Here is a 16090-nt window from a genome sequence, read left to right on the forward strand (position 1 = left end):
CCACTAGGATGAGTCCCTACTCTTTTACTCCCTTACACCTTTACTCTATTGCTCCCTCAATCTTACCACTCCGACCGATAAATCTCCTTCACCAAGCGATAAGCCAATTTCGGCTTGCGATATTCGCTTAGCAATCCTTTGTTATTAAAGCTTCGCGCGCGATCGCGGAAGTAAGGCCGGTTGCTTCGGACATCGACGCCAATGTCGGCGAAGTGCCAGATGAGAGTACCGGCGATGCTAGGGTCGTCGAGGAATATCTTCAACGCACGCGTCACGACATCCGCCTGATAGTCTTCGCTAAACAAGCGCGGCTCCCAGCCCGCATCACCGAATATACTCGCTGCGCCGAACTCGCTCATGATGACAGGCTTGCCGCCTGCGCCTTGCTTCTCCGCATGAATGTAGTAGTTCTCCAGCATGCTGCTGAATCCATCCACCCTGCCTTCATACCAGCCGTAGTATTTATTAATACCGATAACGTCGAAATAGGACAGCACAAAATCCTGCTCTGGATGCATAGTCGCGTAGGTAACGAGTCTGCTGCTATCCATACTGCGAATTTTGCCTACGAAAGTTTTCGTTAGCTCGAGCGCTTCTTCTGTCCGCGTATCAACTTCGTTGTGGGCTCCCCAGAAAATAATGGACGGATGATGATAATCTCGGGAGATCATTTCATCCAGCATCTTGACGCCACGCTCTATGAAGATAGGACTTGCCAGTGTTTCTCTACTCATAAAACAGCCCCACATCGGCATCTCGCTCCAGAGCAGCATCCCGTGCTCATCCAGCAAATCGATCCAGAACTGGCTCTGCGGATAATGCGAATCCGCGCACGATATTGCAGCAAATGTCGGCCAAAATATCGAGATCCTTCAGCATCAGCTTCGGCGGGAAGGCAAATCCCCACTCGGGATGCTCCTCATGCCGGTTCACGCCTTGGAGGTATAGCTTTTTGCCATTTAACAGAATATCGCTTCCCCGCACCTCAACCGTGCGGAACCCTGTCCGGTCTATGAGATCATCTTCCCCCGCTTGAACGGTAAATGTATAAAGCGCAGGCTCACCTACATCCCATCTACGAATCTTCTCAAGGCTCCCCTGAAGCGTCAAACTCACAGCCTGACCGGCAGCAACCTGCACATGAGAGGCAGAAAGTGAAAGCCCCTCCGTGAAGGCACTCTCTTCAACCTGACAATCTCCCTTGCTAAGTGAATGGAGCTCAATTTGCAGTTGAATATCCGCTGAGTCATCCTTCAATTGATAATCAATTTTCATCGAGTTTATGTACACATCAGGCAGCTCCTGCAGCTCGACAGAGCGGATAATCCCCCCGTAAGAATGCCAGTCCGCAATGTATGTCGGCAGCGTTTGCCAGTCCACCGTATTATCCACTCGAATAACGAGCTCATGCTTCCCTTGAGCAAGCTGGGGCAGAAGTAGTGCAAATTGCGTAAACCCACCAAAATGATACCCTATATGCTGACCATCCACGTACACATCCGCATGGTGAAGAATACCTTCGAAGACCAGACGAATATTCGTTTCTTGCACATTATCAAAATAAGTACGGTACCACGCCGCGCCAATCTACTCATAAGTGCCTAATTCATTATTCCAACACGAGGGAACGACATGCTTCCGAGAGCCTTCAGGAAATTGACAGGCCCATCCCTCTTAAATAAAGCCTATTTAAGTATGCTTATCATGGATCATTAGAATAAAAAGCAGATTCACTTTAATGGTGGAGAGATTGTGAACGATTAATTAAGCTCAATAACATAAGGCCGCTCCTACCTGAGGAACGGCCTTCATTCATATATTTATTTTCGAAACGTATTCAAATCCCAGCGATCCGCCCACTTGATTTCTATCCCATCTTCCATAAAAGTGATAGGAAGCCATACATATCTTGAATCCGCTAGCTCTTCCGGCCGCCATCGGTCAGCCATAAAAATAAAGCTGTTCTCCAATCCCTGAACAGGAAACACATACGTGCTCTGCGCATAAAACGTCTTCCGGGCATTTGGTCCACTTAACGGATTATCCCTTAGCTCCCACCGTCCCATCATTCGATCCGACTCGGCAACGAGAGCCGCATTGGGATACCACCCCGTACAACCCGAGGATAACAAGTAATACTTCCCCGCATGTTTAAACACCGCCGGCGCTTCCCGGGACTGGTCGATGAACGCTTTCGTAAACTCGCCATTCAAATCTGTATAATCATCCGTTAACCTCGAAATGATCAGGGTTTTGTTCCAGTCAGACGAATGAATTAAATACGCCGTTCCATCGTCGTCTTTAAATAATGTCATATCACGGCTATCCACGTCGTTAGGACGCTTGCTTCCCACGTATTCAAATGGTCCCGCTGGATTTTCACTTACGGCCACGCCGGTTTTAGCCAGCGTATAGTCCTCACTATCAATATGAAGCCACATGACGTATTGACCAGTCCGATCGTTCTTCAGAACCTTCGGACGTTCCGCTACTTTAGACGGATGAAGGTCGTGATTCGGATCATCGGAAACCGCAGGCAACACGATGCCTTCGAATGTCCAGTTGTATAAATCACTTGAAGAGTAGCAGGATATGCCAATGATGTCTACGCGCTGAATACCGATCCGACCTAAACTGTTCGGACCGTCTTTATTCTCTCCATACCAGTAATACTTACCGTTATCGAATAATATACTGCCGCCATGTGCCTGAATAGGCTTTCCATTCGTATCCAGCCACAATTCGCCCGGCTGAAAATCCTCATACTTTATCATTCCAACAACCTCCACTCTTAGCGTTGCAAATATGTAATTTACGCCCAATTAAAGAGACCTTGCTGATAAATTCGGCTCCAGCAAGGTCTCTTCCTACACTAAACGAGCTTTCTCGCGGATTTAGCGACCTTCCGCTTGCGCTTGCTTATTCGTTGCTTCAATCACTTTCGTACCGCCTTTAGACRACCACTCTTCCTTGAAGGAAGCGAAATCCGCAGGAACGTCTTTGGATTCCACAATTATTTTTACGAATTTTTCATTTACCAAATCATTCAGCTGGCTTGGAATACTCGGATCGAGTTCCTCTGGATTAATGTTTAAATAAGCTAACGGATTCGGAACGGCGAAGTCGCCTGTCGATTTTGCCATTGCTACAATGTCCTCTTTATTAGGCGTACTGTCGGCTAGGAAGTCCGAATTCCAAGAAACCAATGCTTTTAATGAAAAGGCTTTATCTTTGCCCTTTTCTTCATCCGTCATGAGGGGTGTGATTTTATCTCCGTCTTTGCTGTAGTGGACCCCTTCAATACCGTTCATCATTAGCTGCTGCCCTTCACTTGAGAGTAGGTAGTCTAGCAAATCCAACGCTTTTTTCTTTTTCTCATCCGAGATGTTCGCATTAATAGACGTTTCCGCCCAGAAGTTATTGAAGCCATCCATTCGCTGAGCGCCTGTTTTCCCTACCAAGGTACCTACCCATGTGAAAATCGACTTCGGATCGGCATTGGGATATGCCTGCTTGAACTTATCATAAAAATCATTATAGAAGGTCGCATTTGCGTTATGAATCATGATTCCGACTTTGCCCGTTATGAATTTCTCGATTTTCTGATCATCTGTATTCAACATAAACTCAGGATCAAGAATTTTTTCCTTGTAAAGCTGGTTTAGAAAAGAAAGCCCGTCTCTCGTTTCATCGGAAAGCACCTCCGGCGCCCATTGCCCATCTTTCTTCTCCCACCTATCAGTGCTCGTGTCGAAAGCGTTGAACAGTGGATATTGCCACCAAATCCCTCCAGCGCTGGAGGAATAACCGTACGTATCCTTCTTGTTATTGCCGTCTGGATCACCCTCGGCAAATGCCTTAGCAACCGTATAGAACTCATCGATCGTCTTTGGTACTTCTAGATTTAGCTTATCCAGCCAATCCTTACGAATTAGAATATTGTGACCGCTCACCGCCATCTTGCCGCTTCCGGATTCATTGAATATAGGGAGCGCATAATGTTTGTTGTCGGTCGTTTTAGCTAAATGTTCAAAGTTGGCCAGCGACGCTTTAATATTCGGATACTGCTCTGAGTAATCTGAAAGCGGAAGAAGCATGCTCTCTTTAATCCACTGACGATATTGAACCGGACGGTCAACGCCGTAGGAGACAAATACATCGGGCATCTCCCCAGAGGCAATCATCACGTTCAGCTTCTCTTCCCAGTCATTCCACGAAGCTGTAATCGGCTTCAAGCGGATGTTGAGCTTTTCCTGCAAGTACTTATAGATTTGAGAATCCTGCGAGTCAGCTCCCTCGAACATCCAACTAAATACGGATAATTCAACAGGCTTTGTATTTTCAACGACTGGTTTAGAACTTGGGCTTGCAGTTGAAGAAGACTCACCCGCTTCGTTTTTCTCATTATTGCTTCCACATCCTGCAATAATCCCAACAAATAACAACACAACTGCAAGCAATAAAATGAGACCTTTCTTTCTATTCAACATGTTGTTCACTACTCCCCTTTAATGAATAATTAATTCATTCTAGTAATCTGACTGACTTTCAACTCTTGATTGATCCAATCATCACCCCTTTAACAAAGTGCTTCTGAATGAAAGGATATACAATGATGATGGGAATGACAGAAACCATTACAATCGCATTCTTAATGGTGTCACCCAGCATGAAATCCTTGCTTACGAAGCTGCCGCTTCGGGTCAATTCCATATTGTTATTAATCAGAACATCCCTTAACACCATCGCTAACGGCCATAGTTCCTTATCGTTAAGAAACAACATCGGAACGTACCAGTTGTTCCATTGACCAACCGCGATAAATAATGCGATAGTTGCCAGAGCAGGAAACGATAAGGGGATGATGATCTGGAAGAACACTCTCATATAACCAGCCCCATCGATTTTTGCTGATTCCTCCAGATCAATTGGGATATTTTGAAAAAATGTTTTGAGCACAATCAAGTTATACGTGCTTAACGCTGCCGGAATGATCATAACGGCCAAACTATTTACCATCCCAAGGCTCTTGATTAGCAAGTAATAAGGAATTAGCCCCCCGCCAAAAAACATCGTGAATATGATAAAGAGAAAGATAGCGGTTCTACCCGGAAGATCTTGTTTCGTCAACGGATATGCCGCAATAGATGTAATCAAAAGCTGGTATAGCGTACCAATAACCGTAACGAATACGGAAACCACAACCGACATAAGAATCGTATTTTTCGAGAAAACGTATTCATAGGCTTCAAAAGAAATACTTCGCGGAATGATATTAAATCTCGTTTTGACTGCTTCTTCATACGGCAGTACGGATCCAACAAGTACATGCCAGAACGGGTAAAGCATAATACAAGCCATGAAAACTAAAAAAATGATGTTCAGTATGTCAAATATTTTCCCAGAAACACTCGTAGATCGCACCATTATTCAATCACCTCAGTAAATGCCATGTCCGTTCATTTTTTTAGCCGCGCTGTTTACCGCGATAAGAAGAACAAAATTGATTACGTTTAAGAATAACCCGATTGCGGTTGCCATGCTATACTGTCCTTGCGTCAGCCCGATCCGGTAAACGTAGGTATCGATAACATCGCCGCTTTCATAGACCATCGGGTTGTACATATTAAACACTTGGTCGAAACCACCGCTCATCATGCTGCCAAAATTCAATATTAACAAAATCGATATGATCGGCAGCAAGCTTGGCAATGTAATGTGAACAATCTGTTTCCAGCGGTTAGCACCATCGATCACGGATGCCTCATACAGATCCGGATTGACACCGGACAATGCCGCCAGAAAAATAATCGTTCCCCATCCGACTTCCTTCCAAATTCCTGAAATGACCAATAGTGGCCGGAACATGCTGTTGCTTGTCAAGAAATTAACAGGATCTCCGCCGAACAGAACAATAATGCTATTGACCAAACCCTCGTTAGACAGCAGTGCGAACAATATACCCGAGATCGTTACCCACGAGATGAAGTGGGGCAAATAAATAATCGTTTGAATCGATCGCTTGAAGATTCTGTGCCTTACTTCATTTAAAAGAATAGCCAGAATAATCGGAGCAGGAAATCCAAATAGGAGACGCATTAAATTGATTTCAATCGTGTTGGTAAAAACCTGCCAAAACTTATCGGTCGCGAAAATTTGTTCGAAGTGCTTAAATCCTACCCATGGACTGCCTAAAATTCCTTTCGTAATCCAAAATTCTTTAAATGCGATCGATGCACCATACATGGGGATGTAACTAAATATAATTAAAAACGCAACGGCAGGAAGCAGCATGAGATACAGCATTTTATATTTGACTATTCTTCTGCGTACATCCTTACCCGCTACGGCTATCGCCCCAATTGTCGCCATATTATAGCTCACCCGTCTTCTTCTGCAGCCTGAACCGGCTGTCGTCTCTATTGAATCCGATGTTATTAAGCAAATTCACATTTGTGCTAGTCGCATCATCAATATAAATATGATCCTCTGTTGTTTCAACCGTGGACAATCTTCTGTTGTTCTCGATCCAAACCTCTTTACAATGGCTTGCCATTAAACTTCCCTGATAATATTCCGGGTGGAGCAATGCATTCTCATCTCCATCGGCATGCGATTTGAGCCTCATAGCATTGGAATTTAGAATGGCATTATTGCGGATATATACCCTTCTGCAGGATGAAGCATAAACCGCTTGCTGCGGACAATTGATAATTGTATTATTCTCGATCCACACTCGGTCAAAGACCGCATATTGCGTTCTACCCATGGCAAGATATACACCCATGTAGATAACGGCCATGTTCCAGTGATTCACATCGCAGCTGTCAATCAAATTATTGCGGATACGCAGATTGCTTACTCCAAATCCTTCCGACCAGCGAGACTCGGAACCGCACTCAATTTGAATCGCTGACCCTTGATTCATAAAGAAATGATTGTTCTCCACCAAGCCGTTGCTGGAATGTAGCAATATCCCTCTTGCGCGGTTATGGTGAAAGAAATTATTGCGAACGATATAGTTGCTGGAATCATATCTTCGATTAAAAAGTATCGCGCGTTCTGAAACCTCGGCTGGGATCGGTTTTTCAAAGGTAAGCGTGCAGGTGTTATACTCCTTGTTCCATTCCACGTCTGCGATACGCTCCGTGATCTCGGCAGGCGACAAATCTTCATTTCGAAACTCAACTTCGTCCCCTACTGCAAAGGGATTACGCCATGCTAGCACACGAATTAAACGTAAGGTCCGATCATCGATTCGCTTAAAACCCTGAACTGAATTATCGTGAATGTTCAGGCAATCGTCGCCGTTGTAGCTGAAATCGCAGTTTTCAATCATAAAGTAACCTAGCGAATTACTGATATGGCAGCCATCTGCCGTGACGGAAATGCAACGCGTCGTTCCTGGCCGTTTCACAATTCTGCATTGTCGCAGCGCCCAATGGTGTTGATCTCCCGACGCCACGAAAGCATGTCCTGGCGCAGAATAGATCGTTACATGCTCGATTTGCAAATGCTGATTGCTTTTAAGTTCGAAAGCGTTCGCGTCATAAATGTAATGACGTACGATGTAAGCTTGCCCTGGATTCAGAAAGCGAAATTCTTCGGGGTTGGACAGTGCAATTCGGAACGTATTGAGATCCTGGCGACTAATATTCCGGAAATGGGTTTTGTGGAATTCACGACCTAACTCGCAGCCTGCAGATAACGTCAGCGGGTTCATCGCGTTTAATGTCCGTATGTTCAGATCGCTCGGCGCTTGCGAATACTCCGGAAAGTGAAGATCGAAATAAGTGCTGTCTGAGGCTACTTCCCTTACTAGTCCGATGCTTGCCAATTGCCCGCTTTCCCAGTCCCAATCGACAGTGAAATTTTTGAATATCGTCCGTACGCAATTCCTTATGGTAAAGAAGACTTCCACCGTAGAAAAGATGAATTCAGAGCCGCCACCATCGAACTGAAAATCGTGCATCCCTTCGAATATAGGATGATTGCCATTATAAAATCGATATATTCCCGAAGGGACGACAAGCTCGGACGAATGTTCCCGTTTGCAATAATCAATGGCATTCTGAAAGGCACTACCGTTACAATACCCTTCCTCGGATCTAGCACCGAAATCAGCGACGCTAACTCTCTTATATTCACTCCATTCCGGAACACTGATTGAGATTTCAGACATGCTCACGGCTGTATCATCATTCTTTACGCGCTCCACTCACCTGCCTCCTCTCTCTATCCACCCTGTTAACTCTCTTGCTATATTGATTGTGCCATAGACGGCCTTCCCTTAATATGTGCTGAGAATAGAACATTGGATGTAGTTTGTTACGATGTTGCATGGATGCTTATTCAAAAAAAATGCCCCGATCGGTGATCGAGGCGTCCTACGTTCCTATAGCTCAGTGAGTATAACGTTATCGTATAGCACAGTCGCATTATACGTTTCTAACCCAATCCTCCCCTTGCTGAACGTAAAAGCAGGATCTGTTGCACTTAGTTGAAGAATGCCATCCACATACAAGTTCATTTGATTTCCAATAACTTCAACTGACACGCGATAAGTCGTCCCGACATTGATCGTATAAGCTTTCGATGCCAGCTCCGTCTGGGTTCCCGCTATCGTTTTCTTGATCGCGATCCCATGCATATTACCGATATAGACAAAATATTTATTGTTTGCATTCGTTACACGAAATACCAGATTCGCGAAACCGCCGCTTCCCGCGGTATTGCTTATTTGAATATCGCTAGCTAACGTGTAGTTGCTCCACGAGTCGATCCCTGCCGTTGCAAGGCTCCCTGAATAGTCCGTCTGCCTGTATTTCTTACTGGCGCTATCTGTCACGACCGACCAACTGCCCGATTGCACGGTCCATCTTCCTGTGGAGCTCTCGAAATTTTCGGATAATAAATAAATGGAATTATAGGTTACGATAGGATTCCAATAAACAGTATCGTAAAAATTGTTCGAATTCTGATTCACAACAAAACGTATCGCATCGCCCTTAATCACATCGAGCGTTATTGAGGGGGACGATACTGTCGTTCCGTAGATGACCTGCTGCCAGCCGCTCGCCGGCCAAATTTGCGCGTTGTTTTTCAAAATCTTCACGTTTACGCCATCCGCTCCCGCCCCCGTGTTCAACATGTGAATGGTTTCGTTTGACGAGAGCGTAATTTCGCCGTCCTCCGGCGCTAACCATGTTCTTACAGAATCGCTGCCATCTGGAGATTGCACATTTTCCCCTACGCTTAAGAAAGTTGAGCCGTCCCGCCACATTCTCCAAGGAGAGTAGTAATTTGCCAATGGCGTATAAGTCGTGCCATTCCATTTGTGATAGTACCAAACCGGTCCCTGCGAGATCGCCCCGACGTCCTTAATCGCTTCATACTTTCTTGTGAATGCCGGAATGGTTCCGCTGGTCGCGCCTGCCGACGTTGTGCCTGAACTAATATTTCCATTGTTATCTTCGGCTTCAATCAAATAATAATAGGCCGTGCCGCTTTGAAGCTCTTGCCGGTCGGTAAAGTTTGCTGTCGTTGATTCTCCAACCATATTACTGTAGGCAGGCGTAAAGTTTGGGGTCGTTGAACGGTAAATATTGTAGTGATTAAGTCCTGAACCCGTATCGGAAGCTGCCGTCCAAGATAACGATATGCCTAAGCTTCCGCTATTCCAAGCTGCCAATCCCCCGGACGGATTACCTGGCGCCACACTATCCAATGCGGAGATGGTACTGCCTAGATCGAATCCGGATGCGCTTCTCCATGCCGCCATCGTGTTGTAGCTGACCCCAAACCTTTCAGCTTGTAATGCCGTCCCGCTTACCTGATAGAATCGATTGTCATTGATAAGATCAACCGGTGCACTTAACCCAATTTTATAAGCTGAAGTTCCCGAAGTTCCGTTCGCCATAATGATCCGATTATTCTGGAACGAATCTCCCGACCAAGGGTCCCCGGGTGACGCATCTTTGCTGCTTAACGCACTCGTATTCGCTTGATCCACTACGATTAAATTATTTGCGACAACGAGATTTTTCAAGCCTGAATATCTCCCCGTATCCGCTGTAAAGTCGCTTAATGCGATTTGGCCCGATCCGATAGAGGTTTCTCCGCGGTTGCCCTTCACTTTATTGTCAGTGATTCTCGAATTAATGTTCGCCATCGTCGTTACGCCGTTGCCTTTATTATCGTGAGCGTAATTATATTGTACGTTGATATATTCATTAGACCAATCAATGTTTAATCCGGATGCATCATGCCCCGTGTTGCTGTCGGACATATTGTAGACCTCGTTAAACATGACATCAACATATGAGCTTGCGACTGGCCAAATTCCCCCCGGTCCCCAGGTGACCCCTGTTCCGGCATATTGACCAGCATCATGTACGAGGTTCCATTTTATCGTGCTATGATTCGAATTCCCGATGACGATCCCTTGGTTTCCAAGCTGAGATGCCACATTATTGTGAACCTTAACATTGCGGAATAACGCGGAGCTTTTATGATTATCTGATAAGGTGCTATCCCAACCGGCAACTCCGATTGCTCTCCAACCGAGCATATAGATTTCATTATGGCTAATAACGATATTTCGTGCGACTTCGCTATGCTTGTTTGTCGGATAAACCGCCGAAATCAGAATGCCTTCCGAATTGCTGTTTATTCCAGGACCGCGAACAAGGTTTCCATCTATCGTGATATTGGACCAGGCTCCTTCAGCATTATAAGTAATAACGATCGCTCTGTTCGTTGTAGTCGAGCTAGTTAGCGCATTCGTCGTTGTACACTCTATGTCCAATCCCGAAATGATCCAACCACTCTCATTCGTCATGCTCACCACAGCCGGGGCCGAAGATCGAATAATGGGTTTGCTCCCGCTGCCATAGGCGGTAATTTGGATCGGAAGCAGACTCGTTCCCGAACCGTTTAAGGTAACGCTTTCATTCCAAGTGTCACCTGATTTTAATAATAGTTTATCGCCAGGATTAAACGTAAGATTAGAAATTTTAGCCAAAGTTTGCCAAGGAGTGCCTGCGCTCGTCCCGTTATTTTGATCATTGCCCGTCGAACTGCTTACATAATAGGTCGTACCCGCTGCGTAAGCCCTGTCATTATGAACGAAGACAATCATTGCTATAACGAATATCCATGCAACAAAGACACACTTTTTGGCCATTGGCTACTCCTCCTCAATGTGCAACTCATACAGGCGTGCCGTAAATTCCGTTGGAAGTGTAACAACTAACGCATTCTCAAGCTGACTCCAGCTCCAACTACGGTTCTCATACTGAGGAAACCCACATCGAACCGTTACTTTCTTGCCGTCACAATCCGGAATAGGAAATCTCGCCTCTTTCGTTCCGCCTTCCAATCTCCAAACAGCCACATAAGCCTTATCACCGCATCTTAATCCAAGGCTAAGCCAATGATCGCCATGCTTAGGCAAGCCAATCGGCCAAAATGGAAGAGCCTTCGGAATGGATGCTCGGATACTCTTGTAATAGGAAATTCCTTCGCGAATCAGTTCAAAGCGATCCGATGCAATGTCTGACAAGTGCCCGCTCTGATGAACTCGCATTAACATGCCGTTCACCATGTTAAAGATGACCTCTTCCCGATCTCCATCCTTCAGCGGATATGACCAAGCAGCGGATTGCTCTGGTGTGAGCGCCGTAGGAGCAGCAGCAGATATCGCCGCAAACTTGCGGTAATCCATCTGATCGCTAATGGACTGCACGCTGTGCCTGGCGAGCAAAGCATAATCCATACGCAAACCGCCGCTTCCACAATTCTCGATTACCAAATCCGGATAACGAGCAAATACGCTATCAAGCCAGCGCAGGTAGGCACGATTATGCTGAAGCAAGCCATCGCCGAAGCTATCGGCGTTAACCTCAGTTCCAATGCCTGCATTAATGTTATAGTCCATTTTGATGTAACCGACCTTGTACTCCGTCACTAGGCGATCGATTACTTCATCTGCATATTGAATGACTTCGGGATGTCGATAATCCAATTGATACCTGCCGTGATCAATGACCCGTTTGCCATGTCGCATGAAAAACCATTCATCCGACACTTGCTGCGCTAAGGGGCAATGAATGCCCATGACTTCAAGTTCCAGCCAAAGTCCCGGGATTAAACCYTTCGCTCGGATGTAGTCGAGCACCTCCTGCAATCCGCCTGGGAAACGCCTTTGTGACGGTTGCCAAAGCCCTACATCGCTCCACCATTCGCCATCCGCATACCAGCCAGCATCGATGCAATAATATTCGCAACCCGCCGAAGCAGCCGCATCGACTAAGGGTAAAATCTTCTCGGTCGTTGGATCAGCGAATAAACAATTCATGTAATCATTGAAAATAACGGGAAGCCGCTCATTGTCTTCATTCCAACGACGGATTTCTCGCCGATAACGCGTCAATTCCACAATTCCCTGTTCGAACCCTCCTTTGACAATCGCAATTGCCGCAGGAACGGACATAAATGCTTCACCTGGCGCGACATTTTTCCACCAATGGCTTTCATTTTCTGTAGGGCCGCTTAATTGCAAATAGAGCTGATCATTCGCCTTATCGCTAATCTCCCAATGCCAAGAACCGTTATGCTCGATTTGCCAGCACATGGCCATTCCCGCCTCAATATTTTCATATCCACCCATCGGATGAAGATCGGCGGAAGACCAGGTTCCCGAATTGTTGTACGAAAGTCTTTTGATCGAAAAATCGTTTACTTTCGTTAAACCTAGCTCGGATAGCCTATAACTTCTCCACTGCAGCTCTCCGTGCCAAGCATTATGTGCAATATGAAGTCGACTTTTGGTTTCCCATGACCCGCGGCTTCCGCCCGAGATACCTGTCACTGTAAACGAGGAGACGTATTCCATCGGAATGGAATTCAAACTCTGATTGACGACCTCCGTCCAAGCTCGGATGACAGGGATATCGTTATAAAATTGATAKTGAACCGTCACCCACATACCCCTATCTTCCATAACCACTTCAAGTTTTCTTCCACTTTCGTTATAGAAATCTCTGTGGCAATCGTACTTCAGCCTACCTCCCGGCATTGTCCCTGTGTATTTAGACGCATGATGATCGTTCCGATCTTCACCCGTCACTTGCAGTTCGACGATTCGGCGCGTTCCTCGTACCTCCTCTGTTCCTCGTACATCTTCATTCGCTGGGAAGGGAGACAAATGAACCAGACGGACATCTCCGCATTCGGCAATCTGTATCTCTAAATAAATTCCATTTTCATAAATTCTAATCCAACTCAGCACTTCCATCGTATCCATCTCCATACCATAGGCCCTTGTCACTTTTCATTCACCCTCTATTCTTGATTGATGGTTCTCATTGTGACACGGGCTCGAAGGCATTTCTATGTATTAATCAAAGAGATTTGGTTGTGGTTTCTTGTGGACGATGTTTTTATTGTCAATGCGCTGTTTGTACTCTAGCGGCGATTGACCTAGATGTTTCTTGAATAGCTTGCTGAAATGGGCATAATCTTCATATCCAACTAACTTTCCGACATCATATAGTGATATATCCTCTTTCAATAGCGTAATAGCCGCATCAAGCCTTTTCTGAATGAGGAAATGGATAAAGCTTTGACCCTTCTCCTGTTTAAACAGATGACTCAAATAGTTTGGGCTAATAAAGTACTGCTGGGCAAACTCTTTGAGAGATAGTTTGTGCGCATATCGTCGTTCGATGTCCTTGATAATCTCCTCAACGATTGGAAATGTTGTTAACTCCGACGGTTTCTTCTTATGCTCGTCAATTAACATTCTCATTTGTACAAGCAAATCATGGGGATTGCCATAGTGGAGGACCAGATCTTGAACGGTAATAGAGTCCTCAGCAAATGATTGGGTCGACGAAGAGAAGTTCTTGATCACCACGACAAAAAAATTATAGATTTCAACTAGCCCACTTAAATGAATTTGATCTTTGGCGATTCCTCTATGTAAATCGAATAACGCCGCTTCCAGATGCTCAAGCTTTGTTGCTTTGCCTATCCGCTCCATGATAGACGGCAATGCCGCGTTTACTCTCGGCCTATAGCGGTAAACGCCTATCCTGCGGTTCAAGCTCGAGGTTTCAGCCATCATATTCGCTTGGTTGTAATATTTTGCGATTTGACTGTCGGAGTCGTTCGACAGACTTATTCCTACATCCCATTGAAACTCTGCGGCCATGGTTAGTATGTGTTTATATAATGACTTAAACGTATTCGAATCCATGTCAGAACGGCTTAATAAATACGTCCATTTGAGTGGACTCGCCATGGCACGGAATAAAGCAACACCATGCTCTTGCAGCAATCGATCCGAACTCAGCAAGGATTGCTCCGATATGGCTGTTTTGCTTTTAACGATAGCAAAGGCATATCCTGCTCCTGCTCYGGTTCCCATTTCAACTCCCAAACCTTTTAACAACTTGGATACTTGTTGTACGGTTAATCCCTTCTCGATCATTTCCAAAAACAGCATGGAGTTGTGGTAGGTTTGAAGTACGCGCTGATCCCGATCACGTTTAGCTAACCGATTGCTGCAATTATTTAACGTATCCCGCAATTCCTGTTCGTTGACAGGTTTAAGCAGATAGGCAAAGCAGCCCAGCTCCAGCGCTTGTTTCGCGTAGCTGAATTCACTGTATGCGCTCATGAACACCACCAGCGTATGGGGAGAAACATGGTTCACGAAAGACAATAAATCCAAGCCACTTTTCCCTGGCATACGAATATCGCTGATCACGATATCGATCGATTGCCGCTTCAATAGGCTTTCAGCCATATGTACGTCGTTTAATTTCGCTACAATTTGAAAGCCGAGTGCTTCCCAATCCACAATTTGTTCCATATCCTTCAATATCCACGGCTCATCATCAACGAGGATCAACTTGTACATCGTTTACTCACCCTTTCGCTTTAAGCGGTACGCTGACCGTCACAACCGTCCCCCTATTTTTCCAACTCTTGATGGATAGTCCATAGGGCTTGCCATAATAGATTTGAATTCTTTTATGAATATTGACGAGCCCGATTCCTTGTCCCAGCCCTGCGGTTTCGGATGAGTTCTTATTCATGCTTTCAAACTCTTGCCGCATGTGCATCAAGCGTTCCTCACTCATTCCGACTCCGTTATCCATCACCTTGATTAGCAATTGATTCTCCTCTTTGATAGTCGCATGGATGTGAATGATCCATCGCCCTGTCTTTCCTTCGAGACCATGAAATAAGGCGTTTTCCACAAGCGGCTGAAGAATGAGCTTCACGATCGAACGGGCTCCGAGACCCTGATCTATGATTACTTTAAACTGCAGCCGTTCTCCAAATCTTATTTTTTGAATATCTATGTATCGCTCCAGGTGCTCCAGCTCTTTGTGCAGAAGAACAAATTCATCCGTACGTGTAATGTAGCGGAAATAAGAGACGAGATTGTCAATTGCGACAGCTACCTCCCTCTTTGCGTTGGACAAGGCCATGCCTCTTATAGAGTGAAGCACGTTATACAAAAAATGAGAATTAATTTGGCTTTGGAGCCCATTTAACTGAAACATTCGTTTCTCCATTTCTGTTTCATAGAGCTGCTGCTGTGATTGCAGCAGATTGTCCGTAAGCTTCTTGATTTCATTCATCATATTGTTATAGTGGTCCTGAATAATAGTAATTTCATTCTTATAGCCGAATCTCAACCTGGCATCCAGGTCACCGCTCGCTGCGCTATCGAAAATATCAGCCATCTTAGTAATGGGATGGGTTAAACGAATATTAAAGGAGATCGCGACCCAGATGACGATTAGAACCATGATCGCTATAGCCGAAATCACGATATACTGAATGATTGATGCCTTTCCCACCAGCTTATCCTCATTAATTAATGCAACGAACTTCCAACCCAAGCTTTTGATCGGGAGAGACTGGTACAAGTAATTGATGCCGTTCATTTGAAAATCGATGACTTTGTGATCCTGATTCGTTCTAGTCTGGGCATATATTTGTTCAAAATCGGGATTATTAGTCGAAGAGCCAATGAGATCGCCGCTCTCGTTCATAATATAGAGCTCTGCTT

The 16090-nt window shown here is 45.3% G+C and carries 11 protein-coding genes; all 11 read right to left on the reverse strand.

What is annotated here, in order from left to right; translation table 11 throughout:
• Positions 1 to 62: 62 nt before the first annotated feature.
• Complete coding sequence (locus tag AC1DSE_RS15965) at positions 63 to 773, reverse strand: glycoside hydrolase family 2 TIM barrel-domain containing protein (protein ID WP_477509219.1); 711 nt, start codon at positions 771 to 773, stop codon at positions 63 to 65.
• 7 nt (positions 774 to 780) lie between these two features.
• Positions 781 to 1551, reverse strand: coding sequence for a glycoside hydrolase family 2 TIM barrel-domain containing protein (locus tag AC1DSE_RS15970; RefSeq protein ID WP_477509220.1), 771 nt, complete (start codon positions 1549 to 1551; stop codon positions 781 to 783).
• Positions 1552 to 1820: 269 nt separating this feature from the next.
• Complete coding sequence (locus AC1DSE_RS15975; RefSeq protein ID WP_477509221.1) at positions 1821 to 2774, reverse strand: glycoside hydrolase family 43 protein; 954 nt, start codon at positions 2772 to 2774, stop codon at positions 1821 to 1823.
• A gap of 120 nt (positions 2775 to 2894) precedes the next feature.
• The gene (locus AC1DSE_RS15980) at positions 2895 to 4490 is read right to left on the reverse strand and encodes an extracellular solute-binding protein (protein WP_477527883.1); all 1596 of its coding nucleotides are present in this window, start codon (positions 4488 to 4490) and stop codon (positions 2895 to 2897) included.
• 58 nt (positions 4491 to 4548) lie between these two features.
• Positions 4549 to 5427 carry a carbohydrate ABC transporter permease gene (locus AC1DSE_RS15985; protein WP_430062424.1) on the reverse strand — a complete coding sequence of 293 codons (879 nt, stop codon included), beginning with the start codon at positions 5425 to 5427 and terminating at the stop codon, positions 4549 to 4551.
• Between the two features lie 12 nt (positions 5428 to 5439).
• A complete protein-coding gene (locus AC1DSE_RS15990; protein WP_477509223.1) occupies positions 5440 to 6372 on the reverse strand; it encodes an ABC transporter permease in 933 nt (310 codons plus the stop codon).
• A gap of 1 nt (position 6373) precedes the next feature.
• Positions 6374 to 8218, reverse strand: coding sequence for a right-handed parallel beta-helix repeat-containing protein (locus AC1DSE_RS15995; RefSeq protein ID WP_477509224.1), 1845 nt, complete (start codon positions 8216 to 8218; stop codon positions 6374 to 6376).
• A 177-nt stretch (positions 8219 to 8395) separates the two neighbouring features.
• Entirely contained in the window at positions 8396 to 11185 is a 2790-nt protein-coding gene (locus AC1DSE_RS16000; protein ID WP_477509225.1) for a hypothetical protein, read from the reverse strand.
• Between the two features lie 3 nt (positions 11186 to 11188).
• Positions 11189 to 13330: a glycoside hydrolase family 36 protein gene (locus AC1DSE_RS16005; RefSeq protein ID WP_477527884.1), complete on the reverse strand. Its 2142-nt coding sequence runs from the start codon at positions 13328 to 13330 to the stop codon at positions 11189 to 11191.
• Positions 13331 to 13399: 69 nt separating this feature from the next.
• Positions 13400 to 14926 carry a response regulator transcription factor gene (locus AC1DSE_RS16010; protein ID WP_477527885.1) on the reverse strand — a complete coding sequence of 509 codons (1527 nt, stop codon included), beginning with the start codon at positions 14924 to 14926 and terminating at the stop codon, positions 13400 to 13402.
• Positions 14927 to 14933: 7 nt separating this feature from the next.
• The coding region (locus AC1DSE_RS16015; RefSeq protein ID WP_477527886.1) for a sensor histidine kinase at positions 14934 to 16090 on the reverse strand (1157 nt) is incomplete at its 5' end.

The sequence above is a fragment of the Paenibacillus sp. 01L418 genome (genome assembly GCF_056400045.1).